This window comes from Pseudomonas sp. Pseusp49 (assembly GCF_059491875.1).
In genome coordinates this window covers 1,655,478-1,677,801 of the sequence record NZ_CP168514.1, presented here as the reverse complement: position 1 = coordinate 1,677,801, position 22,324 = coordinate 1,655,478, and the positions used below count along the sequence as shown (strand labels likewise).

At 60.9% G+C, this 22,324-nt stretch carries 24 protein-coding genes and 1 pseudogene; 2 read left to right on the top strand and 23 right to left on the bottom strand.

Going from position 1 to position 22,324, the window contains the following annotated elements; genetic code table 11:
- Positions 1–2: 2 nt before the first annotated feature.
- The 5 genes from ccmE to ccmA all read right to left on the bottom strand — a co-directional run bounded on the left by ccmE (position 3) and on the right by ccmA (position 2,757).
- Positions 3–458 (bottom strand): cytochrome c maturation protein CcmE, encoded by a 456-nt coding sequence (gene ccmE / locus ACEN83_RS07435; RefSeq protein WP_495579896.1) that lies wholly within the window; start codon positions 456–458, stop codon positions 3–5.
- Positions 455–631, bottom strand: a complete 177-nt coding sequence (gene ccmD, locus ACEN83_RS07430; protein WP_007980758.1) for a heme exporter protein CcmD — start codon at positions 629–631, stop codon at positions 455–457. Before ccmD ends, ccmE begins: the two co-directional genes overlap by 4 nt.
- The gene (locus ACEN83_RS07425; protein ID WP_495579895.1) at positions 628–1,383 is read right to left on the bottom strand and encodes a heme ABC transporter permease; all 756 of its coding nucleotides are present in this window, start codon (positions 1,381–1,383) and stop codon (positions 628–630) included. Before ACEN83_RS07425 ends, ccmD begins: the two co-directional genes overlap by 4 nt.
- Positions 1,384–1,456: 73 nt before the next feature.
- A complete protein-coding gene (ccmB, locus tag ACEN83_RS07420; protein ID WP_007980754.1) occupies positions 1,457–2,125 on the bottom strand; it encodes a heme exporter protein CcmB in 669 nt (222 codons plus the stop codon).
- Positions 2,122–2,757: a cytochrome c biogenesis heme-transporting ATPase CcmA gene (gene ccmA / locus ACEN83_RS07415; protein ID WP_495579894.1), complete on the bottom strand. Its 636-nt coding sequence runs from the start codon at positions 2,755–2,757 to the stop codon at positions 2,122–2,124. Before ccmA ends, ccmB begins: the two co-directional genes overlap by 4 nt.
- Before the next feature lie 199 nt (positions 2,758–2,956).
- Between ccmA and fliK the strand changes: the two genes are divergently transcribed.
- Positions 2,957–4,531, top strand: coding sequence for a flagellar hook-length control protein FliK (fliK, locus tag ACEN83_RS07410; RefSeq protein WP_495579893.1), 1,575 nt, complete (start codon positions 2,957–2,959; stop codon positions 4,529–4,531).
- Entirely contained in the window at positions 4,528–4,857 is a 330-nt protein-coding gene (locus ACEN83_RS07405) for an EscU/YscU/HrcU family type III secretion system export apparatus switch protein (RefSeq protein ID WP_495579892.1), read from the top strand. The genes fliK and ACEN83_RS07405 overlap by 4 nt, the downstream gene beginning before the upstream one ends.
- A 60-nt stretch (positions 4,858–4,917) precedes the next feature.
- Here ACEN83_RS07405 and ACEN83_RS07400 read toward each other — a convergent pair whose 3' ends face one another.
- From ACEN83_RS07400 to fliR, 18 genes and pseudogenes are all read right to left on the bottom strand, one after another.
- Positions 4,918–5,418, bottom strand: a complete 501-nt coding sequence (locus ACEN83_RS07400) for a hypothetical protein (protein WP_495579891.1) — start codon at positions 5,416–5,418, stop codon at positions 4,918–4,920.
- A 290-nt stretch (positions 5,419–5,708) separates the two neighbouring features.
- Positions 5,709–6,101, bottom strand: a complete 393-nt coding sequence (locus ACEN83_RS07395; protein WP_116580361.1) for a DUF2802 domain-containing protein — start codon at positions 6,099–6,101, stop codon at positions 5,709–5,711.
- Entirely contained in the window at positions 6,102–6,587 is a 486-nt protein-coding gene (locus ACEN83_RS07390; RefSeq protein WP_007980742.1) for a chemotaxis protein CheW, read from the bottom strand. It lies immediately after the preceding gene.
- 73 nt (positions 6,588–6,660) lie between these two features.
- The gene (locus ACEN83_RS07385; RefSeq protein WP_495579890.1) at positions 6,661–7,596 is read right to left on the bottom strand and encodes a CheW domain-containing protein; all 936 of its coding nucleotides are present in this window, start codon (positions 7,594–7,596) and stop codon (positions 6,661–6,663) included.
- Between the two features lie 11 nt (positions 7,597–7,607).
- Positions 7,608–7,721: pseudogene (locus ACEN83_RS07380) on the bottom strand (outer membrane lipoprotein carrier protein LolA); the annotation flags it as partial.
- Between the two features lies 1 nt (position 7,722).
- Positions 7,723–8,511 carry a ParA family protein gene (locus ACEN83_RS07375; protein ID WP_007980740.1) on the bottom strand — a complete coding sequence of 263 codons (789 nt, stop codon included), beginning with the start codon at positions 8,509–8,511 and terminating at the stop codon, positions 7,723–7,725.
- 43 nt (positions 8,512–8,554) lie between these two features.
- Positions 8,555–9,445: a flagellar motor protein MotD gene (gene motD, locus ACEN83_RS07370; RefSeq protein WP_008052273.1), complete on the bottom strand. Its 891-nt coding sequence runs from the start codon at positions 9,443–9,445 to the stop codon at positions 8,555–8,557.
- Positions 9,446–9,457: 12 nt separating this feature from the next.
- Positions 9,458–10,198, bottom strand: coding sequence for a flagellar motor protein (locus ACEN83_RS07365; protein ID WP_007980738.1), 741 nt, complete (start codon positions 10,196–10,198; stop codon positions 9,458–9,460).
- On the bottom strand, positions 10,198–11,328 hold the full coding sequence (locus ACEN83_RS07360; RefSeq protein ID WP_429396797.1) for a protein-glutamate methylesterase/protein-glutamine glutaminase: 1,131 nt from the start codon (positions 11,326–11,328) through the stop codon (positions 10,198–10,200). Before ACEN83_RS07360 ends, ACEN83_RS07365 begins: the two co-directional genes overlap by 1 nt.
- 48 nt (positions 11,329–11,376) lie before the next feature.
- Positions 11,377–13,644 (bottom strand): chemotaxis protein CheA, encoded by a 2,268-nt coding sequence (locus tag ACEN83_RS07355; RefSeq protein WP_116580358.1) that lies wholly within the window; start codon positions 13,642–13,644, stop codon positions 11,377–11,379.
- Between the two features lie 47 nt (positions 13,645–13,691).
- Positions 13,692–14,480 carry a protein phosphatase CheZ gene (locus tag ACEN83_RS07350; protein WP_104449902.1) on the bottom strand — a complete coding sequence of 263 codons (789 nt, stop codon included), beginning with the start codon at positions 14,478–14,480 and terminating at the stop codon, positions 13,692–13,694.
- 21 nt (positions 14,481–14,501) lie between these two features.
- On the bottom strand, positions 14,502–14,873 hold the full coding sequence (locus ACEN83_RS07345) for a chemotaxis response regulator CheY (protein ID WP_003183998.1): 372 nt from the start codon (positions 14,871–14,873) through the stop codon (positions 14,502–14,504).
- A 167-nt stretch (positions 14,874–15,040) separates the two neighbouring features.
- The gene (gene fliA / locus ACEN83_RS07340) at positions 15,041–15,781 is read right to left on the bottom strand and encodes an RNA polymerase sigma factor FliA (protein ID WP_007975362.1); all 741 of its coding nucleotides are present in this window, start codon (positions 15,779–15,781) and stop codon (positions 15,041–15,043) included.
- A complete protein-coding gene (gene fleN, locus ACEN83_RS07335) occupies positions 15,778–16,608 on the bottom strand; it encodes a flagellar synthesis regulator FleN (protein ID WP_007975361.1) in 831 nt (276 codons plus the stop codon). The genes fliA and fleN overlap by 4 nt, the downstream gene beginning before the upstream one ends.
- Positions 16,609–16,724: 116 nt before the next feature.
- Positions 16,725–18,053 carry a flagellar biosynthesis GTPase FlhF gene (flhF, locus tag ACEN83_RS07330; RefSeq protein WP_495579889.1) on the bottom strand — a complete coding sequence of 443 codons (1,329 nt, stop codon included), beginning with the start codon at positions 18,051–18,053 and terminating at the stop codon, positions 16,725–16,727.
- Between the two features lie 11 nt (positions 18,054–18,064).
- Positions 18,065–20,194, bottom strand: coding sequence for a flagellar biosynthesis protein FlhA (gene flhA, locus ACEN83_RS07325; RefSeq protein ID WP_007975358.1), 2,130 nt, complete (start codon positions 20,192–20,194; stop codon positions 18,065–18,067).
- Positions 20,195–20,394: 200 nt separating this feature from the next.
- A complete protein-coding gene (gene flhB, locus ACEN83_RS07320) occupies positions 20,395–21,534 on the bottom strand; it encodes a flagellar biosynthesis protein FlhB (protein WP_218475347.1) in 1,140 nt (379 codons plus the stop codon).
- Between the two features lie 3 nt (positions 21,535–21,537).
- A complete protein-coding gene (gene fliR, locus ACEN83_RS07315; RefSeq protein ID WP_495579888.1) occupies positions 21,538–22,323 on the bottom strand; it encodes a flagellar biosynthetic protein FliR in 786 nt (261 codons plus the stop codon).
- Position 22,324 lies beyond the last annotated feature (1 nt).

The following is a 22,324-nucleotide window of genomic DNA, read 5'->3' as shown; positions in this document are numbered from 1 at the left end:
GATCAACCCTCCTTCACGGGCGTTGGAGCCGATTGACCGCTGTCTTTCAACGCCTTGGTCACTTCCGGCGGCATGTACTTCTCGTCGTGCTTGGCCAGCACTTCATCGGCCACCACCACGCCATCGGCATTGAGCTTGCCCAGGGCGACGATGCCCTGCCCTTCGCGGAACAAGTCCGGAAGGATGCCGCGATAGGTGATGGTCACGGATTTATTAAAGTCGGTGACGACGAATTTCACATCCAGGGAATCGCTGGAACGCTCCAGCGAGCCCTTCTCGACCATGCCACCGGCGCGGATGCGCGTGTCATGCGGGGCTTCGCCGTTGGCGATCTGGGTCGGTGTGTAAAACAGGTTGATGTTCTGCTGCAGGGCGCTCAAGGCCAGGCCGACGGCAGCGCCGACCCCGACCAGGATCGCGAGAATGATGATAAGACGCTTTTTGCGCAGCGGATTCACTTGCCGTTCTCCCGGCGCAGACGACGCGCCTCTTGTTGCAGATACCGCTTGCGGGCCAGGATCGGCGCCGCCACGTTGAGGGCCAACACCGCCAGGCAGATGCCATAGGCTGACCAGACATAAAGGCCATGATGACCCATGGCGATGAAGTCGCCGAATGAAGCAAAACTCATCGAGCGACCTCCAGGCTGCTTTCCACTTCGGCCTTGACCCAACTGGCCCGGGCTTCACGCTTGAGCACTTCAAGGCGCATGCGCAGCAGCAGGACCGCGCCGAAGAAACAGTAGAAACCCAACGCCGTCAGCAGCAATGGCAGCCACATTTCGGCTGGCATTGCCGGTTTTTCGGTGAGGGTGAAGGTCGCGCCCTGATGCAGGGTGTTCCACCACTCCACCGAGTACTTGATGATCGGGATGTTGATCACGCCGACAATCGCCAGCACCGCACAGGCCTTGGCCGCGCTGTCACGATTGCTGATCGCGTTGCCCAGCGCAATGAGACCGAAGTACAGGAACAGCAGGATAAGCATGGACGTCAGGCGCGCATCCCAGACCCACCACGAGCCCCAGGTCGGTTTGCCCCAGATCGCCCCGGTGACCAGCGCAACCGCCGTCATCCAGGCGCCGATGGGCGCCGCGCATTGCAGGGCGACGTCGGCCAGTTTCATCTTCCACACGAGGCCAACGATGCCGCACACCGCCAGCATCACGTAGATGGACTGCGCCAGCATGGCGGCCGGAACGTGGATATAGATGATGCGGAAGCTGTTGCCCTGCTGATAGTCCGGCGGCGCGAAGGCCAGGCCCCAGACCACGCCAACGCTGATCAGCAGCAACGCCGCGACGCTCAGCCAGGGCAACATTTTGCCGCTGATGCCGTAAAACCATTTGGGCGAGCCGAGCTTGTGAAACCACGTCCAGTTCATACTGTTTCCATCACGGTTGCTCTTTACTGTGAAGAGCGAGGGTCTTTACTGGTTGTTTTTTAACCAGACCTCATTATTCGCCGACGCTGATCTTCAGGCCAGCGGCTATTGCAAAAGGTGTCAGGGTTATCGCCAGGGCGGTCAGGCTGCCAAGCCACAGGAGATAACCGGTCGCCGGCATCCCTTGCAAGGCTGCCTGCAAGGCGCCACTGCCAAGGATCAACACCGGGATGTACAACGGCAGAATCAGCAGGGCCAGCAACAGGCCACCGCGCTTCAAACCGACCGTCAGCGCCGCGCCTACTGCACCGAGCAGGCTTAGTACCGGTGTACCGAGCAGCAACGAAAGCAGCAACACCGGCAGACAGGCGGCAGGCAAACCGAGCATCAGCGCCAGCAAGGGTGCCAGCAAAACCAGTGCCAAGCCGGAAAAAGCCCAGTGTGCCAGTACTTTGGCCAAAACCAGAAGAGCCAGGGGGTGCGGCGAAAGGACCCACTGCTCAAGCGATCCATCTTCGAAATCACTACGGAAAAGCCCGTCCAGCGAGAGCAGAACCGATAAAAGTGCCGCCACCCAGACCAGCCCCGGAGACAAGGTTTGCAACAATTGAGACTCGGGTCCGACCGCCAGAGGGAACAGCGAAACGACGATCGCAAAGAACACCAGCGGATTGGCCAGCTCCGCCGGGCGGCGGAACAGCAGACGCGCCTCGCGGGCGACCAACAGGCCGAAAACACTCATACGGCCCATCTCCCCAGATCGATGTCGCGATAACCGGCCGGCATCCGGCTCAGCGTGTGATGAGTGGTCAACACCACCATGCCGCCGCGTTCGCAGTGGCCGGCCAGGTGCTCTTCGAGTTGCGCCACGCCCTGTTTGTCGAGGGCGGTAAAGGGTTCATCAAGGATCCACAGCGGCGGGCTATCCAGATACAGACGCGCCAGCGCAACGCGGCGCTGTTGACCGGCAGACAGGGTGTGACAAGGCACATCCTCGAATCCGCGCAGCCCGACCGCGGCCAACGCCTGCCAGATCGCCTCATGGGTCGCCGGCTGATGCAAGGCACACAGCCAGCTCAGATTCTCTTCCGGTGTCAGCAAATCCTTGATCCCGGCCGCGTGGCCGATCCACAGCAGGTTGCGCGCCAGTTCGCCCCGTTGCTCGCTCAGCGGCTGGCCGTTGAGCAGCACTTGACCGGCGGTCGGCTGCATCAGCCCCGAGAGCAGGCGCAACAGGCTGGTCTTGCCACTGCCGTTGGGGCCACTGATTTGAATCATTTCGCCACTGGCCAGTCTCAAATCGAGATTTTCGAAGAGCAGCCGAAGGTCTCGCTCACAGGCAAGGGCAACGGTTTGCAGGACAGGACTGGTCAAGGGTTCACGGGCCTTATACGGTTCAAGTCGGCACGGGCGCGGCCGTTAAAGAGATGCAGCATAGATGCAATGACGTCTTGTTCTAGAGAGCTGCGTCAAACAATTGCAAAGTTTTCGCCATTTTTGGATACAACGGCGCGGCATTATACATGCCAGGCCCTACTCTAAAGAGTGCATTTTCCTCAGGTTGTGACCGCGTATGACAGGCGAAATGAACATCCTCCCGCTACCGCAGACCCTCCCGGCGACCTCACGCCCGCAGGTGCTCAGCGGTGAGTTGCTCAAGTTGCTGACGCCGGTGGAGGGGCTGATCAGCGTCGGTCAAACCGCCCAGGCCGAAGTGTTGTCGCTCAAGCAGGCGGACCAGACTTTCCAGATGCTGCTCAAGGTCACCCTCGACAGCGGCCGCCAGACCACGGTCCAGACCACCGGCAATCAACCGCTGGCCCAGGGCACCACGTTGCTCGTCACCCAGCCCTCGGCCGGCAACCTGGCCGTGACGGTGCAACAGGCCATCGCCTACAGCGTCGCCACCCTCACCCGCCTCGACACCGCGCAACTGCCCGTTGGCACCCTGCTGCAGGGCAAGGTGCTGACCTCGCAAGTGCTGCCGCAGGTCCCCGGCCAGCCCATGGTGTTTCGCTCGATGGTGAGCCTGCTCAACACCGCGTTGAGCGGCAGCACCCTGAGCATCGACAGTCCGCAGCCCTTGCGCATCGGCACCTTGTTGAGCGCGCAGGTGCAAGACAGCCAGACATTGAAATTCGTGCCACTGAGCAGCCGCCAGGAACAACTGGCGGTCACCCGGCAACTGGTCGACCAGCAAAGCCGCCAAGGCTCGCTGGATGGCTTGCTCAAACTCCTGCAGAACCTTCCACCCTCGGACCAGACCTCCACCGAACTGCGCAGCGCCGCTGCCCGATTGCTCTCCGGCCTGCCGGATGTCCAGCAACTGAGCACCCCCAAGGGCCTGGCCCTGGCGCTGGCCAGCAGTGGTGCGTTCCTCGAAAGCAAACTGCTGAACGGGCAAAACCCGACACTCGCGCCGGACATGAAAGGCGACCTGCTCAAACTGGTTGCGCAGTTGAGCCAGGGCTTGCCCGCCCACACCAACTTCGGCGCGACCATCGCCGCCAATACCCTGGCCCAGGCGATGCCGAATTTCGTCCGCAATGCCCTGGGGATGCTCGGTCAGGTCAGTGCCAAACCGTCGCCGAGCGGTTTCCCGCTGCCCGAACGCCTGCTGCAAAGCGCCGAGGGTGAAGACGACCTCGAACACTTGCTACGCCTGGCCGCCGCTGCGGTTTCACGCCTGCAAAGCCATCAACTGTCGAGCCTGGAACAGACCGGCGTCACCGCCGACGGACGGCTGATGAGCACCTGGCAGCTGGAAATCCCGATGCGCAACCTGCAGGACATCGTGCCTTTGCAGGTCAAGTTCCAGCGCGAGGACGCCCCCGAGAAAGAACAGCCAAAGGAGCGTCGCGAAGAACGCGAACCCAAGCAACAGCTGTGGCGAGTCGAACTGGCCTTCGCCATGGAGCCTTTGGGGCCCCTGCAAATCCAGGCACAACTGATCAAGGGCAGCCTCTGCGGCCAGCTCTGGGCCGAACGGCCGTACACCGCCAGCCTGATCGAAAGCAATCTGGCCAGGCTGCGTGACCGCCTGGTGTCCGCCGGCCTGAACGTCGGCGACCTGGACTGCCACCTCGGCAGACCACCCCAAGGCCCCCAAACCCGCCTCGAACAACGCTGGGTCGACGAAACCGCATGAAAAACCCCAACGCCCCACGCCAGGCCATCGCCCTCAAGTACGACGGCACCCACGCCCCCACCCTAACCGCCAAGGGCGACGAAGAACTGGCGGAAGAAATCCTGCGGATCGCCCGCGACTGCGAAGTGCCGATCTACGAAAATGCCGAGTTGGTGAGGCTGCTGGCGCGCATGGAACTGGGGGACAGCATTCCGCAGGAGCTGTATCTGACGATTGCCGAGATTATTGCGTTTGCTTGGAATTTGAAGGGGAAATTTCCGGTGGGGATGGGTCCGGATGCGTTGATGGTCGAGAAGGACGTCACCGAACGCGGGGATGATTATTGAGCTTACGAACCCGTTATGGAGCCGGCTTGCCGGCGAATGCGAACTTGAATATTGCACCGATCATTTAGCCGCCTTCGCTGACAAGCCGGCACCTACGAAACGCAATAGCTTGAAACTGCGACCAACAATCAAACCATTGATGAACCCTGCCCCCAGCGCCGCCCCTGCAACCGCCGACATTTCATTGGCCAGTTCCGGGTACATGGCCGCCTGGTAACCTTCGTAATAACGCCAGGCAAAAAAGCCCCAATACACAATCAGTACCTTGATCGTACCGGGTAGAACCAGATGTTGCCCCTCGCACTGCACATTGTTGTACGAGAAAAAACGCAGTGCCAGCAACCACCCCGCAAGCAATCCCAATGCATAGACTGAAAGCTGGATTGCAATTTCCTGGGAGGGATTGAGCGATGCGAGGGACAAAGCCACGAATATCACGGGTGATATCTGCAATGACCTTTTCGATACGTGGCTCCTGAAACAGGCGATGACGCCGTAGTAACTCAGAATAAAAAACACCGCATAAACCCACAGCGGTGTACCACGCAAAATGTCGATCATAAGCCTTCCTGGCAGTGTGTATGTTTGAGCAGATCAAACTACTGATCGCTGGATGCGATCACAAGACGGTGGGATCTGAGAATGTTATAGGCAGGAGACTACGACAGCGTAATCCCTGTCTGAGGATAGAGAGTCGGAGCGCGGGGAAGATTGCTGCGCATTCGAGGACGCCTTCGCGAGCAAGCCCGCTCCCACATTCGGTCTTCTGTGAACACAAATTTTGTGTACGACATTGATCCAGTGTGGGAGCGGGCTTGCCCGCGAAGGGGATCTCAGGCCAATCGCAAGAATCAGTTCTTGTGCACTTTGCTCATCAACTCCGCCTCAGCCTGGGTCAAGCCGCAGGACTGGGTGAGTTCGTCGACGCTGGCGCCCATCCCGACCAATCGTGCTGCCTGGGCAAACGACAGGCTGGTCGGGTCACGCTGTTCCAGCTGAGCGAGTTTGTCCGGCAACGGCGCAACGATCGCCCGCAGTTCATGCAGGTCTTCGCCCATGCGCACGTTGCCGTTCTGGTAGTTGTCAACGCGTTTGCCCAGGTCCTTGATGCGCTGGTCGCGCAGCGCATCGCCCTGGGCCTGTTGCGCGGCGATCTGCTTCTGGGCGCGAATGTAGGCCAGGAACATTGCCAGCGTGCCTGCCCAGAACAGGAACAGGACAATGACCGCAACCTCGAGAATCAATCAGATACTCTCCAGTTCCGACCATTCTTCTTCGCTCATCATCTTGTCCAGCTCGACCAGGATGAGCAATTCGTTGTTCTTGTTGCACACGCCTTGAATGAACTTGGCGGACTCTTCGTTACCCACGTTCGGCGCGGTTTCGATTTCCGACTGACGCAGGTAAACCACTTCGGCCACGCTGTCGACCATGATCCCGACAACCTGCTTGTCGGCTTCGATGATGACGATACGGGTGTTGTCGCTGATCTCGGCATTCATCAGGCCGAAGCGCTGACGGGTGTCGATCACGGTGACGACGTTGCCGCGCAGGTTGATGATGCCCAGCACGTAGCTCGGGGCACCCGGGACCGGGGCGATTTCGGTGTAGCGCAGGACTTCCTGGACGCGCATCACGTTGATGCCGTAGGTCTCGTTGTCCAGCTTGAAGGTGACCCATTGCAGGATCGGATCTTCGGAACCTTTTGCCGCCGTTGCCTTGTCATTCATACCCTGACCCCTCAAGAAACCGCCCTGGCGGTGTGTGTTCCGTGCAACGCCATCGAGTGACGTCGCCTGTTGTTTATTTGATGTTTGTCGGTTTGTGGTTCGGCTTGCTGCCGGACATGTGCTTTGCCCCGCCACTGGCGATCAACTCGGCCAACGAGGCGACGTCGAGCAAGGCGCACATGTGTTCAATCACCGTGCCGGCGAGCCATGGCCGCTGACCCCGGTGACTTCTCCATTTGATTTCATTCGGATCCAGACGCAACGAGCGGCTGACCTGATGCACCGCCAGGCCCCATTCATAGCCCTGGACCGAAATCACGTATTGCAGGCCCTGCTTGAAATCGTCGCGGTAACGGTCGGGCATGACCCAACGCGCGGTATCGAGCACCTTGAGGTTGCCGGCCTGGCTCGGCAGGATGCCCAGGAACCATTCCGGCTGGCCGAACAACGGCGTCAGCTCGTGACCGGCCAGGGAGTAGATCGACCCCAGGCATACCAGCGGCACCGCCAGGGTCAAGCCGGCGACATCGAACAACAGGCATTCGAAAGGCTCGGCGGCCCAGGACGGACGACCCTCGGTGTCCACCGGTGGCGGCGTATTGCTCGGTGGCCGATGCACTTCGACGACGGGCGGCACAAGTACCTGAGGCTCCTCGATAACAGGAGTCTCCAGCACTTCGGCCTCTTCGATCGGCGCCACCAGGGTTTGCAACAGCGGCGCAATGGTCGATATCGGTGCCAGAACGGGCTCCGGTGCTTCGATCACGACGACGGAAGTCCTGGCCAAAGGCGCAGTCACCGCAGTGGCTGCCAGCGCGACTTGCTGCGCATCCCGGGCCTGTTCTTCGAGCACGGCAGCCTGGAACTCGTCCAGCACGCCTTGCTCTTCGACGACGCTCAGCGCTTCGACAACCTCGGCCATCTCCTCGGTTGCGTCTTGCAGCAAGTTATCCAGATACGACTGCAACGCCAGTTGTGGGCGCGATGTTGTCTTTACCAGTCGATTCATGAGCGCTCACCTGTAGGAGCGAGCTTGCTCGCGATGAACCTGAGAGCGCCACGGGGTGCCAGGTTTCCCGCGTCATCGTTGACGACCATCGCGAGCAGGCTCGCTCCTACAGGGATCGAGGTCATGTCAGGCCACCTGCGCAACAAGTTGCGCCGCCAGCAGATGCTTGAGCAACGCACGGTAAGCGAGAACGCCACGACTCTTGCCGTCGAACTGCGAAGGCGTCAGCCCGGCACGGCTGGCATCGCGCAGGCGCGTGTCCACCGGGATGTAGCCTTGCCAGATTTCGTCGGGGAATTTGTCGCGCAGCACGCGCAAGGTGCCGAGGGACGCCTGCGTGCGGCGGTCAAACAGGGTCGGCACGATGGTGAATGGCAATGCCTGTTTGCGCGAGCGGTTGATCATCGCCAGGGTGTTGACCATGCGCTCGAGGCCCTTGACCGCCAGGTGTTCGGTCTGCACCGGGATCACCAGTTGCTGGCTCGCCGCCAAGGCATTGACCATCAGCACGCCGAGCAAGGGCGGGCTGTCGATCACGGCGTAATCGAAGTCCTGCCACAGTTGCGCCAGGCTCTTGGCAATCACCAGGCCCAAACCACTCTGCCCTGGCGACTGGCGCTCGAGGGTGGCCAGCGCGGTGCTGGACGGCAACAGGGATATGCGTTCGTCGCTGGTCGACAGCAACAATTGCCCCGGCAAGCCTTGCGGCACGTTGCCCTTGTGCAGGAACAGATCGTAGTTGCTGTGTTCCAGGCTGTCGGGATCGTAGCCGAAGTAGCTGGTCATGGAGCCGTGGGGGTCGAGATCGACCACGACCACGCGCTTGCCCGCCTCGGCCAGCAACCCGGCTAAAGCGATGGAGGAAGTGGTTTTACCGACACCACCCTTTTGATTGGCGACTGCCCAGACTCTCATTCGGATTGTTCCTCCCGGCCGCACGTATCGACCGAGAAATAGCTCAACGTGTTAATGCGGGTGACGGAGAATTGACGGCGTTCTCTCGTACCGGCGACTTGACCGGGGTCGGTGCAGTTTGTGTGCCAGCACGCTTCAATGCGGCATCCGGTTGCGCATGGGCGGTTCCGGTACCGGTCAGGCTGCGGCGAACATCGAGGTTGCGCGACACCACCAGCACCACGCGACGGTTGCGTGCGCGGCCTTCGGCGGTGGCGTTGTTGGCCACCGGCTGAAATTCGCCGTAGCCCACCGACGCCAGGCGACCGGGGTTCACCCCTTGCATCGCCAGCATGCGCACGATACTGGCCGAGCGGGCCGAGGACAGCTCCCAGTTGGTCGGATACTGCGCAGTGCGGATCGGTTGATCGTCGGTGAAACCTTCGACATGGATCGGGTTGTCGAACGGCTTCAGGATCGCCGCGACCTTGTCGATGATGCTGAACGCGATGTCGCTGGGCATGGCATCGCCGCTGCCGAACAGCAGGCTGGAATTGAGCTCGATCTCGACCCACAGCTCGTTGCCGCGCACGGTCATCTGGTTGGAGCTGATCAGGTCACCGAACGCCGCGCTGATGTCGTCGGCGATGCTTTTGAGCGGATCGCTGGCGCCGGAGACACCGGCATCGACCTGGTCACTGTCCTTGACTAGCGGCTTGGCCGGGGTCACGGTCTTCGGCCGCTCGTCACCGATGGGGATCGGCTTGAGCGCGCGATCGGAATCGGTGAAGACCCCGATCAGCGCTTCGGAAATGACCTTGTACTTGCCTTCGTTGATCGACGAGATGGAGTACATCACCACGAAAAAGGCAAACAGCAAGGTAATGAAGTCGGCATAGGAAACCAGCCAACGTTCATGGTTTACATGCTCTTCATGTTGGCGGCGACGTGCCATGAGCCTAGTCCCTTAATCCATGAAGCCCTGAAGCTTCAACTCAATGGAGCGAGGGTTTTCACCTTCGGCGATCGACAGCAGTCCTTCCAGCAACATTTCGCGATAACGCGACTGGCGCAGCGCGATGGCTTTGAGTTTGGCGGCAATCGGCAGCAGCACCAGGTTGGCACTGGCCACGCCGTAGATGGTGGCGACGAAGGCCACGGCGATGCCGTTACCCAGTTGCGACGGATCACCCAGGTTGCCCATGACGTGAATCAGGCCCATCACCGCACCGATGATGCCGATGGTCGGCGCATAACCGCCCATGCTTTCGAAGACCTTGGCCGCTTCGATATCGCGGCTTTCCTGGGTGTAGAAATCCACTTCCAGAATGCTGCGGATCGCTTCCGGCTCGGCGCCGTCGACCAGCAGTTGCAGGCCTTTGCGGGCGTAATTGTCAGGCTCGGCGTCGGCGATACCTTCAAGACCCAGCAGGCCTTCCTTGCGGGCGGTCAGGCTCCAGTTCACCACGCGGTCGATGCCACCGGCCAGGTCGACGCGAGGCGGGAACAGGATCCAGGCGAGGATCTGCATGGCGCGCTTGAAGGCGCTCATCGGTGATTGCAGCAGCGCCGCGCCGATGGTGCCGCCAAGCACGATCAACGCTGCCGGGCCGTTGGCCAGGGCGCCCAGATGACCGCCTTCAAGGTAATTGCCGCCGATGATGGCGACAAAAGCCATGATGATGCCAATCAGGCTTAGAACATCCATCAGATGCACGCCTCGACCAAGTGCTTGCCGATGTCGTCGAGGCTGTACACCGCGTCGGCGAGTTCAGCTTTGACGATGGCCATCGGCATGCCGTAGATCACGCAACTGGCTTCGTCCTGTGCCCAGATCGAACTGCCGCCCTGCTTGAGCAGGCGCGCGCCTTCACGGCCATCGGCGCCCATGCCGGTCAGGACAACCGCCAGAACTTTGTCACCGTAGGACTTGGCTGCCGAACCGAAGGTGATGTCCACGCACGGCTTGTAGTTGAGGCGCTCGTCACCCGGGAGGATTTTCACCGCGCCGCGACCGTCGATCATCATCTGCTTGCCACCCGGCGCCAGCAGCGCCAGGCCTGGACGCAGGATGTCGCCATCCTCGGCTTCCTTGACGCTGATGCGGCAGAGCTTGTCCAGGCGCTCGGCGAAGGCCTTGGTGAAGGCGGCCGGCATGTGCTGGACCAGCACGATCGGGGCCGGGAAATTGGCCGGCAATTGGGTCAACACCCGCTGCAGGGCAACCGGGCCGCCGGTGGACGTACCGATGGCCACCAGTTTGTAGGCCTTGCGTTTTGGCGCGGGCGACGACGTAGCAGGTGCATGCGTACGCACCGGGATCGGTGCCGGTGCCGGACGCGCGGGCGCGCTGCTGGCAAAACTGCCCACGCTGGAAGGCGCAGGCGTCGGCGCTGGTGCAGCGACAGGCGCCGGAGCGCTGTAGTGACTGACACGACGATTACTGCGCGAGATGCTGAGAATCTTCTCGCACAGCAGTTGCTTGACCTTCTCGGGGTTGCGCGAGATGTCTTCGAAATTCTTCGGCAGGAAGTCCACCGCACCGGCATCCAGCGCATCGAGGGTGACCCTGGCGCCTTCATGGGTCAGCGAGGAGAACATCAGGACCGGGGTCGGGCAGCGTTGCATGATGTGCCGCACGGCCGTGATGCCGTCCATCATCGGCATCTCGTAATCCATGGTGATCACGTCGGGCTTGAGGGCCAGCGCCTGATCGATCGCCTCTTTGCCGTTGGTCGCCGTGCCGACGACCTGGATATTCGAATCCGCTGAAAGAATTTCCGAGACGCGGCGGCGGAAAAACCCCGAATCGTCCACCACCAGGACTTTGACTGCCATAAACACTCCATTAGATGGAGCGAGGCCAGGCGCCCCGCTCCACCAGAATCAAATACGCCGTGTGGCGTAACGCTTGAGCATGCTCGGAACATCGAGAATCAGCGCGATGCGGCCGTCACCGGTGATGGTGGCGCCGGACATGCCCGGCGTTCCCTGGAGCATTTTGCCCAATGGCTTGATGACCACTTCTTCCTGGCCCACCAGTTGATCGACGACAAAGCCGATCCGCTGCGTGCCCACCGAAAGGATCACCACATGGCCCTCGCGCTGCTCTTCGTGAGCGGCGGAGCTGACCAGCCAGCGTTTGAGGTAGAACAATGGCAGCGCCTTGTCCCGCACGATCACCACTTCCTGACCGTCCACGACGTTGGTGGTCGACAGGTCGAGGTGGAAGATTTCGTTGACGTTCACCAGCGGGAACGCGAACGCCTGGTTGCCGAGCATGACCATCAGCGTCGGCATGATCGCCAGGGTCAGCGGCACCTTGATGACGATCTTCGAACCCTGGCCCTTGGTCGAGTAGATGTTGATCGAACCGTTGAGCTGGGAAATCTTGGTTTTCACCACGTCCATGCCCACGCCGCGACCCGACACGTCGGAGATCTCGGTCTTGGTCGAGAAACCCGGGGCGAAGATCAGGTTGTAGCACTCGGTGTCGCTCAGTCGATCGGCCGCGTCCTTGTCCATCACGCCGCGTTTCACCGCGATGGAACGCAGGACATTCGGGTCCATACCTTTACCGTCATCGGAAATCGACAACAGGATGTGATCGCCTTCCTGTTCGGCCGCCAGGATCACCTTGCCGCCACGGGCCTTGCCCGAGGCTTCGCGCTCTTCCGGCGACTCGATGCCGTGGTCGACCGCGTTGCGCACCAAGTGGACCAGCGGGTCGGCCAGGGCCTCGACGAGGTTCTTGTCGAGGTCGGTTTCTTCGCCGACCAGTTCCAGGTTGATTTCTTTCTTGAGCTGGCGAGCCAGGTCGCGAACCAGACGCGGGAAGCGCCCGAAGACTTTCTTGATCGGTTGCATCCGGGTCTTCATGACCGCGGTTTGCAGGTCGGCGGTGACCACGTCGAGGTTCGACACGGCCTTGGACATGGCTTCGTCGCCACTGTTGAGACCCAGGCGGACCAGGCGGTTACGCACCAGCACCAGCTCGCCGACCATGTTCATGATCTCGTCCAGACGCGCGGTATCGACCCGAACGGTGGTCTCGGCTTCGCTCGCCGGTTTTTCTGCCGGTGGCGCGGCCGGGGCGCGGGCAGCAGCCGGTGCAGCGGCGGCCGGGGCTTCGGCTTTTGGCTCGGGGGCCTTGGCCACAGGTTTCGGCGCCGCCTTGGCTGCCGGCGCCGCAACCGCAGCGTTCGAACCGTTGGCCGCTGTCGCGGTGCCGACTTCGCTGAACTTGCCTTTGCCGTGCAATTCGTCGAGCAGCGCTTCGAACTCGTGATCGGAAATCAGATCGCTGCCAGCCGCCGCCGCGCTTGGGGCAGCAGGTGCAGGCACCGACGCAATGGCCGACTCCAGTGCCTCGACAGCAAAGTTGCCCTTGCCATGCAACTGGTCGAGCAGTGCTTCAAATTCGTCGTCAGTAATATCGGAACTGTCACCCGGCGCTTTCGGTGCTTCTGGCGCAGCCGGAGCCTGCGCAATCGCATCGACGGCAAACTGGCCTTTACCGTGCAACTGATCGAGCAACGACTCGAACTCGGCATCGGTGATTTCGTCGCTGGCGGCCGCAGTGCTTGCAGGTGCCGCGCTTGCAGGTGCGTGGGCAACCGCCGGCGCCTCGGCCTGTGCCTTGACGGCATTGAGCGAGTCCAGCAATTGCTCGAATTCGTTATCGGTAATATCGCCTGAATCGGCTTCCGCCACCGGCGCTTCGACCACGGCGGCAACAGGCGCAGCAACTACTTCGTCAGCCGATTGCGGCTCGGCCAGACGAGCCAGCGCCGCCAGCAGCTCAGGTGTCGCAGCCGTGATCGGGCTGCGCTCGCGGACTTCGCTGAACATGCTGTTCACCGCGTCCAGCGCTTCGAGAACCACGTCCATCAGTTCCGAATCGACGCGACGCTCACCCTTGCGCAGGATGTCGAACACGTTCTCGGCGATGTGGCAGCACTCCACCAACTCGTTGAGCTGGAGGAAGCCGGCGCCCCCTTTTACAGTGTGAAAACCGCGAAAAATTGCATTGAGCAAATCCGCATCATCCGGACGGCTTTCCAGCTCGACCAGTTGCTCGGACAGTTGCTCTAGAATCTCGCCGGCCTCAACCAGGAAATCCTGAAGGATCTCTTCATCGGCGCCGAAGCTCATCAGGGGGGGTGCTCCTAAAGGTCTAAAAACCCAAAAAACCTGAAACTCTAAAATCCCAGGCTGGATAGCAAATCGTCCACATCGTCCTGACCGGACACAACGTCTTCTCTTTTATCGGCATGAATCTGCGGACCTTCACCCTGAGAGAGATGTTTTTGTGGATCTTTTTCAGCAAGCATCGCTTCACGGTCATGTTCGATGCCCGCAAAGCGGTCCACCTGACTGGCCATCAGCACGAGCTTGAGCAGGTTGCTTTCAACTTCGGTGACCAACTGGGTCACACGCTTGATCACTTGCCCCGTGAGGTCCTGGTAATCCTGGGCGAGCAGGATGTCGTTCAGGTTGCCCGACACCGCGCGATTGTCCGTGCCGCTGCGCACCAGGAAACCGTCGACCCGCCGGGCCAGTTCACGAAACTCTTCTGCGCCGACTTCACGACGCATGAAGCGTCCCCAGTCCGTGCTCAAGGCCTGGGCTTCATCCGCCAGGCTGTTGACCAGCGGCGTGGCATTCTCCACCAGGTCCATGGTGCGGTTGGCCGCGGCCTCGGTCAGCTTGACCACATAGCCCAGACGCTCGGTGGCGTCGGTGATCTGCGACACCTCTTCGGCTTGCGGCATGTGCGGGTCAATCTGGAAATTGACGATCGCGCTATGCAGTTCGCGAGTGAGCTTTCCCACTTCCTGATACAGGCCGCGGTCACGGGTCTGGTTGAGCTCATGGATCAATTGCACCGCGTCGCCGAACTTGCCTTTTTCAAGGCTCTCGACCAATTCGACGGCGTGTTTTTTCAGGGTCGATTCAAAATCGCCCAATGAAGTTTCGTTATTGCCCATAGCTCCCCCGTGGCGCAGTCATCAACCAATGCGTTCGAAAATCTTCTCGATTTTTTCTTTCAACGCCTGGGCCGTGAAGGGTTTGACCACATAGCCGTTAACGCCGGCCTGGGCCGCTTCGATGATCTGCTCACGCTTGGCTTCAGCGGTCACCATCAGCACCGGCAGGTGCTTGAGCTTTTCATCGGCACGCACGTGGCGCAGCAGATCGATACCGGTCATGCCCGGCATGTTCCAGTCCGTTACCAGAAAGTCGATGCTTCCGCTGTTGAGCACCGGAATGGCGGTAGTGCCATCGTCGGCCTCGACGGTGTTGGTGAACCCAAGGTCACGCAGCAGGTTCTTGATGATCCGCCGCATCGTTGAGAAGTCATCAACGATGAGGATTTTCATGTTCTTGTCCAATTCGACCTCCAAGCAGTCTTAAACGCGCCCAGCACCTGGACGCGCCATTTCAATCAATCCGGCAAAGCACTCAATGACTGTCTGGAGCACAACAGATCGGGACCGGCGCAGTTCAACACCACACCAGCCTCTTTCGCAGTGTCCCCACACTGCCTTCAGCGCGCTCGCCACTCCCCCAAACGCCCCCGCAAGCGGGCCGCGCACTGGCTGTGTAACTGGCTGACCCGAGATTCGCTGACTCCCAGGACCTCACCGATTTCCTTGAGGTTCAACTCTTCGTCGTAGTACAGCGCCAACACCAGTCGCTCACGCTCCGGCAAATTGGCAATCGCATCCGCCAGCGCAGCCTGGAAGCGTTCATCTTCCAGGTCGCGTGACGGCTCGGTATGAGCACTCGCGCCATCCTCGTGCAGCCCTTCGTGTTCGCCGTCCTGCAACAGATCGTCGAAACTGAATAACCGGCTGCCCAGGGTGTCGTTCAAAATTCCGTAGTAATCGTCGAGACTCAATTGGAGTTCGGCCGCAACTTCGTGATCTTTAGCGTCACGGCCGGTTTTCGCTTCAATCGAGCGAATGGCGTCGCTGACCATGCGCGTATTGCGGTGAACCGAGCGTGGCGCCCAGTCCCCCTTGCGCACTTCATCGAGCATGGCGCCGCGGATTCGAATGCCCGCGTACGTCTCGAAACTGGCGCCTTTGCTGGCGTCATATTTGGTCGATACCTCAAGCAGACCGATCATCCCGGCCTGGATCAGGTCTTCGACCTGGACACTGGCCGGCAAACGCGCCAGCAAGTGGTAAGCAATGCGTTTAACCAGCGGCGCGTAACGCTCGATCAGCTCGTACTGCGCATCACGAGCCGATTTTTTGTAGAGGTTGTAACCGCTGGCTGTCATAGCACAGGTCCTGCTGTCTGCTGCACGAGACGCTCGACGAAAAACTCCAGGTGCCCGCGCGGGTTGGCCGGCAGCGGCCAGGTATCGACCTTCTGCGCGATGGCCTTGAACGCCAGCGAACACTTGGAACGCGGAAAGGCCTCGTAGACGGCGCGCTGCTTCTGCACGGCCTTGCGCACGCTTTCGTCGTAAGGCACCGCGCCGACGTATTGTAGGGCGACGTCGAGGAAGCGATCCGTGACCTTGGTCAACTTGGCGAACAGGTTGCGCCCTTCCTGCGGGCTCTGGGCCATGTTGGCCAGGACGCGGAAGCGGTTCATGCCGTAGTCGCGATTGAGCAACTTGATCAAGGCGTAGGCATCGGTAATCGAGGTCGGCTCGTCGCACACCACCAGCAGCACTTCCTGGGCTGCACGAACGAAGCTGACGACCGACTCACCAATGCCCGCAGCGGTGTCGATCACCAATACGTCGAGGTTGTCGCCGATATCACTGAAGGCCTGGATCAGGCCTGCGTGTTGCGCAGGGCTCAGATGCACCATGCTCTGTGTGCCGGATGCGGCCGGAACGATACGGATGCCGCCTGGCCCCTGCAGCAGTACATCGCGCAGTTCGCAGCGGCCTTCGATCACGTCGGCCAGGGTACGTTTGGGTGTCAGCCCCAGCAGAACGTCGACGTTCGCCAGCCCCAGGTCGGCGTCCAGCAGCATGACGCGCCGGCCAAGCTCAGCCAAAGCCAGGGACAAGTTCACTGACACGTTAGTTTTCCCGACGCCACCTTTGCCGCCGGTCACCGCGATCACCTGTACGGGATGCATGCTGCCCATGTTATTTCTTTACCTTGTCTTGCATAGACGGAGGCCACATTACTGGCTGCGCGTTCACAAACGGAACAATGCATGGCAGACCATCGATGTAGGTACAAAAACGATTCATTATTACCTCAGCCAACCTGCTTGGTCGGACTGTGGTAGATGTCAGCGAACATGTCAGCCATGGCTTCTTCGCTGGGTTCTTCCTGCATTTGCACGCTGACGGCGCGACTGACCAACTGATGACGGCGCGGCAGATGGAGGTCATCCGGAATCCGCGGGCCATCGGTCAGGTACGCCACTGGCAGCTCATGACTGATGGCCAGGCTCAACACCTCGCCCAGGCTTGCCGTTTCATCCAGTTTAGTCAGGATGCAGCCGGCGAGCCCGCAACGCTTGTAACTGTGATAAGCGGCGGTTAGAACCTGTTTCTGGCTGGTGGTTGCCAGGACCAGATAATTTTTTGAGCGAATGCCACGACCGGCCAGGCTTTCAAGCTGCATGCGCAGGGCCGGGTCGCTGGCCTGCAGGCCGGCGGTATCGATCAGCACCACGCGCTTGCGCAGCAATGGATCCAGCGCCTGCACCAGGGACTGGCCCGGATCGACGTGGGTCACCGGCACATTGAGAATGCGCCCCAGGGTCTTGAGTTGTTCCTGGGCACCGATGCGGAAGCTGTCCATGCTCACCAGCGCAATGTTCTGCGCGCCGTACTTGAGCACGTAACGGGCAGCCAGCTTGGCCAGGGTGGTGGTCTTGCCCATGCCGGCAGGGCCGACCATGGCGATGACGCCACCCTCTTCCAACGGCTCGACTTCCGGGGTCACGATCATGCGCGCCAGGTGCGCCAGCAACATGCGCCAGGCCTGACGAGGCTCCTGGATTTCGGTTATCAGTGCCAGCAGGTCACGCGACAGCGGGCCGGACAGGCCAATGCGTTGCAGGCGACGCCAGAGGTTGGCCTGGTCCGGACGGCTGCCTTGCAGCTGGTTCCAGGCCAGGGACCCGAGTTGTACTTCCATGAGTTCGCGCAGGCTGTTGAGCTCGAAGCGCATCGAGTCGAACGCACGCGGGTCCACGCCACCGGACGCAGGCGCGGCAACCGGTGCGGGGCGACGGGGTTCGTCGTACGTCGGTTCGATCAGCGGCTCGGCGGCGGTCAACGGCAAGCCGGCGAACAACTGGCGGTTGGTCGCATTGTCGCTCTCGCCATCGCTGCGCAGGCTCAATTCGGCCTGGGCGGTGACAATCCGCGACTGAGTCTTGCGCAGCTCGTCCTCGAGCTCCATGTTCGGAACACGCGGTGCCAGCGCCGACAGTTTGTAATCCAGCGCAGCCGTCAGTTCGACGCCCCCGGCAATCCGGCGGTTGCCGATAATGGCTGCATCAGCGCCCAGCTCATCGCGAACCAGCTTCATGGCCTGACGCATATCGGCGGCGAAAAAACGCTTAACTTGCATAAACCACTACCTCAGCCGTTGGGCCCTACTGTCGCAACGATGGTCACTTGCTTGTTGTCAGGGATTTCCTGGTAAGCCAACACGTGCAAACCCGGGACTGCGAGCCGGCCGAATCGCGAAAGCATCGCGCGAACCGGACCGGCCACCAGCAGAATCACCGGCTGACCTTGCATCTCCTGGCGCTGCGCCGCGTCAATCAGCGAGCGTTGCAGTTTTTCAGCCATGCTTGGCTCCAGCAGAACGCCCTCTTCCGAGCCTTGTCCTGCCTTTTGCAGACTATTGAGCAATATCTGTTCCAACCTTGGCTCCAGCGTGATAACTGGCAGCTCCGACTCAGTGCCTACAATGCTTTGCACGATTGCACGGGATACGCCAACCCGCACGGCAGCCACCAGCGCGGCGGTATCTTGACTCTTGGCAGCATTGTTGGCGATGGCCTCGGCAATGCTGCGGATATCGCGAACGGGCACTTGCTCGGCCAACAGCGCTTGCAGCACCTTGAGCAGCTGCGACAGCGAAACCACGCCCGGCACCAGCTCTTCCGCCAGTTTCGGCGAGCTTTTGGCCAGCAATTGCATGAGTTGCTGCACTTCTTCGTGACCGATCAGTTCACTGGAATGCTTGTAGAGTATCTGGTTCAAGTGGGTGGCCACCACTGTACTGGCATCGACCACCGTATAACCGAGGGACTGCGCCTGGGCACGCTGGCTGATTTCGATCCAGACCGCCTCCAGGCCGAAAGCCGGATCTTTGGCGGTAATGCCGTTGAGCGTGCCGTAGACCTGCCCCGGGTTGATCGCCAGTTCGCGATCCGGGTAAATCTCCGCCTCCGCCAGGATCACCCCCATCAGGGTCAGTCGGTAGGCACTCGGCGCCAGGTCGAGGTTGTCGCGGATATGCACGGTCGGCATCAGGAAGCCCAGATCCTGGGACAGTTTCTTGCGCACCCCCTTGATCCGCGCCAGCAACTGGCCGCCCTGGTTGCGGTCCACCAGCGGAATCAGGCGATAGCCCACTTCCAGGCCGATCATGTCGATGGGCGTCACATCGTCCCAGCCAAGCTCCTTGGTTTCCTGGGCGCGGGCCGGCGACGGCAGCAGTTCCTGCTGGCGCTTGACCTCTTGCAGGGCCTGCACCTTGGCGACGTTCTGCTTTCTCCAGAACAGGTAGGCGCCACCGGCCGCCAGTGCCGCCATGGTCAGGAAGGAAAAATGCGGCATGCCGGGCACCAGACCCATCACCGCCATCAGGCCCGCCGAAACGGCCAAGGCTTTAGGCGAGGCGAACATCTGGCGATTGATTTGCTTGCCCATGTCTTCCGAACCGGAAGCACGGGTCACCATGATCGCGGCCGCTGTCGATAACAACAGTGATGGCAATTGCGCCACCAAACCGTCACCGATGGTCAGCAGTGCGTAAACCTTGCCGGCATCGGCAAACGTCATATTGTGCTGGAAGATACCGACCGCCATGCCGCCGATCAGGTTGATGAACAGGATCAACAGGCCGGCAATCGCGTCACCACGGACGAACTTGCTGGCACCGTCCATGGAACCGTAGAACTCGGCTTCCTGGGCGACTTCCGAGCGGCGGGCCTTGGCCTGGGCCTGATCGATCAGGCCGGCGTTGAGGTCGGCGTCGATCGCCATTTGCTTGCCGGGCATCGCATCGAGGGTGAAACGTGCGCTCACCTCGGAAATCCGCCCCGCACCCTTGGTCACCACGACGAAGTTGATGATCATCAGGATCGCGAAGACCACGATACCCACCACGTAGTTACCGCCGATCACCACCTCGCCGAACGCCTGGATCACCTTGCCGGCGGCGGCGTGACCGTCCTGGCCGTGGAGCATCACCACCCGCGTGGAGGCCACGTTCAATGCCAGGCGCAACAGCGTCGCCACCAGCAGGATGGTCGGGAACACCGCGAAATCCAACGGGCGCAAGGCATAGACGCACACCAGCAGCACGACGATGGACAGGGCAATGTTGAAGGTGAAAAACACGTCGAGCAGGAACGGCGGCACCGGCAACATCATCATCGCCAGCATGACCAGCAGCAACAGCGGCACGCCCAGATTGCCTCGACTGAGGTCGGCAATGTTGCTGCGGGCACTGTTGATTAACTGAGAGCGATCCACCGGTTTTCCCCGTTCCTTTAAAGCAAACTTTTGACGCCTGAAGCAGGCGCAGGGCGGCTACTGCAAGAAGCTTTCCAACTTTTGCAAAGGCTTGGAATAGAGGTTTTCGCGGGTAAAAAAGATCGCAGCCTTCGGTGCTCCTACAGGTTCACCGATCTCATGTAGGAGCTGCCGAAGGCTGCGATCTTTTGATTCTGAAATCAGGAATCGCGGCGCAGATCCGGCGGAATCGGCAGGTCGTCCTTGAGCGGATCAGGCCGCTTGCCCTTGCCCGCCCGGTACTGTCGAATCTGATAGACGTAGGCCAGTACCTGCGCAACCGCCAGATAGAGCCCACCGGGGATTTCCTGCTCCAGCTCGGTGGAGTAATAAATCGAGCGCGCCAGCGCCGGTGACTCCAGCAACAGGATCTCGTTGGCCGCGGCGATCTCGCGGATCTTCAGGGCCAGGAAGTCACTGCCCTTGGCCAGCAACACCGGCGCATTGCCCTTATCCGGATCGTATTTGAGCGCCACGGCGTAGTGGGTCGGGTTGGTGATGACCACGTCGGCCTCGGGAATGGCGGCCATCATCCGCCGCTGGGACATCTCACGCTGCAGCTGTCGGATCCGCTGCTTGACCTCCGGCCGCCCTTCCTGGTCCTTGTGCTCGTCGCGCACTTCCTGCTTGGTCATCTTCAGTTTCTTGATGCTTTCCCACAGCTGTATCGGCACATCCACAGCGGCGATAATGACCAGCCCGCAGGCCATCCACAGCGTGCTCCAGCCAACCACTTGCAGGCTGTGGGTGATTGCCCGGTCCAGTGGCTCATGAGCGATACGCAACAGATCGTCGATATCCGCCGACAACACCACAAGGGCCACGAACAGGACGATGAAGAACTTCGCCAGCGCCTTGAGCAGTTCGGCCACAGCCTTGCCCGAGAACATACGCTTGAGGCCGGCACCAGGGTTCATGCGGCTGAACTTCGGCGCCATGGTGCCGGCGGAGAACAGCCAGCCTCCCAGTGAGATCGGCCCGATCAACGCCGCCAGGAGCAAGGTGATCATCACCGGCTGAATCGCCAGCAAGGCAATCTGTCCCGAGTGCAGCAGATAGGTTCCCATCGCACGCTGATCCAGCACCACGTCACGCGACAGGGAAAAGTTCAGGCGCATCAGGTCCATCATCTCCTGGGCAAGCGCCCCACCGAAGACCAGCAGCGCACCGGCACCGGCGAGCATGATCGCCAGGGTGTTGAGCTCCTTGGAGCGGGCAATCTCACCCTTTTCACGGGCGTCCTTTTTCTTTTTCTCCGTGGGGTCTTCTGTTTTGTCCTGACCGCTTTCGCTCTCAGCCATGACTCAGCGCGCCTTTGCCAGTTCGCGTAAAAACTGCAGGGCCTCCGTGGCCAGCGGTTGATACTGATTAACGATGTCCGCCAGCCCGACCCAGACGATAAACAGCCCGAGCACCAGGGTCAGCGGGAAGCCGATGGAGAAGATGTTCAACTGCGGCGCGGCGCGGGTCATCACGCCAAACGCGATGTTGACCACCAGCAGCGCGGTGATCGCCGGCAGCACCAGCAACAGCGCCGCGCCGAGCACCCAGCCGAGTTTGCCGGCCAGTTCCCAGAAATGATTGACCATCAAGCCGCTGCCGACTGGCAGCGTAGTGAAGCTTTCGGTGAGCACCTCGAACACCACCAGATGGCCGTTCATGGCCAGGAACATCAGTGTCACCAGCATGGTGAAGAACTGCCCGATCACCGCCACCGACACACCGTTGGTAGGGTCAACCATCGAGGCAAAGCCCATGCCCATCTGGATCGCGACAATCTGCCCCGCCACCACGAAAGCCTGGAAAAACAACTGCAGCGAGAAGCCCAGCATCGCGCCGACCAGGATCTGCTCGGCAATCAGCAGCAGCCCGCTCAAATCCAGCGCGTTCACTGGCGGCATCGGTGGCAGCCCCGGCGCGATGACCACGGTGATGGCAAGGGCGAAATACAGTCGAATGCGCTTGGGTACCAGGGCGGTGCCGAACACCGGCATGACCATCAGCAAGCTGCCGATGCGAAACAGCGGCAACATGAACGTCGCGACCCAAGTGCTGATCTGGGTATCCGTCAACTGCAGCAGCGATGACATG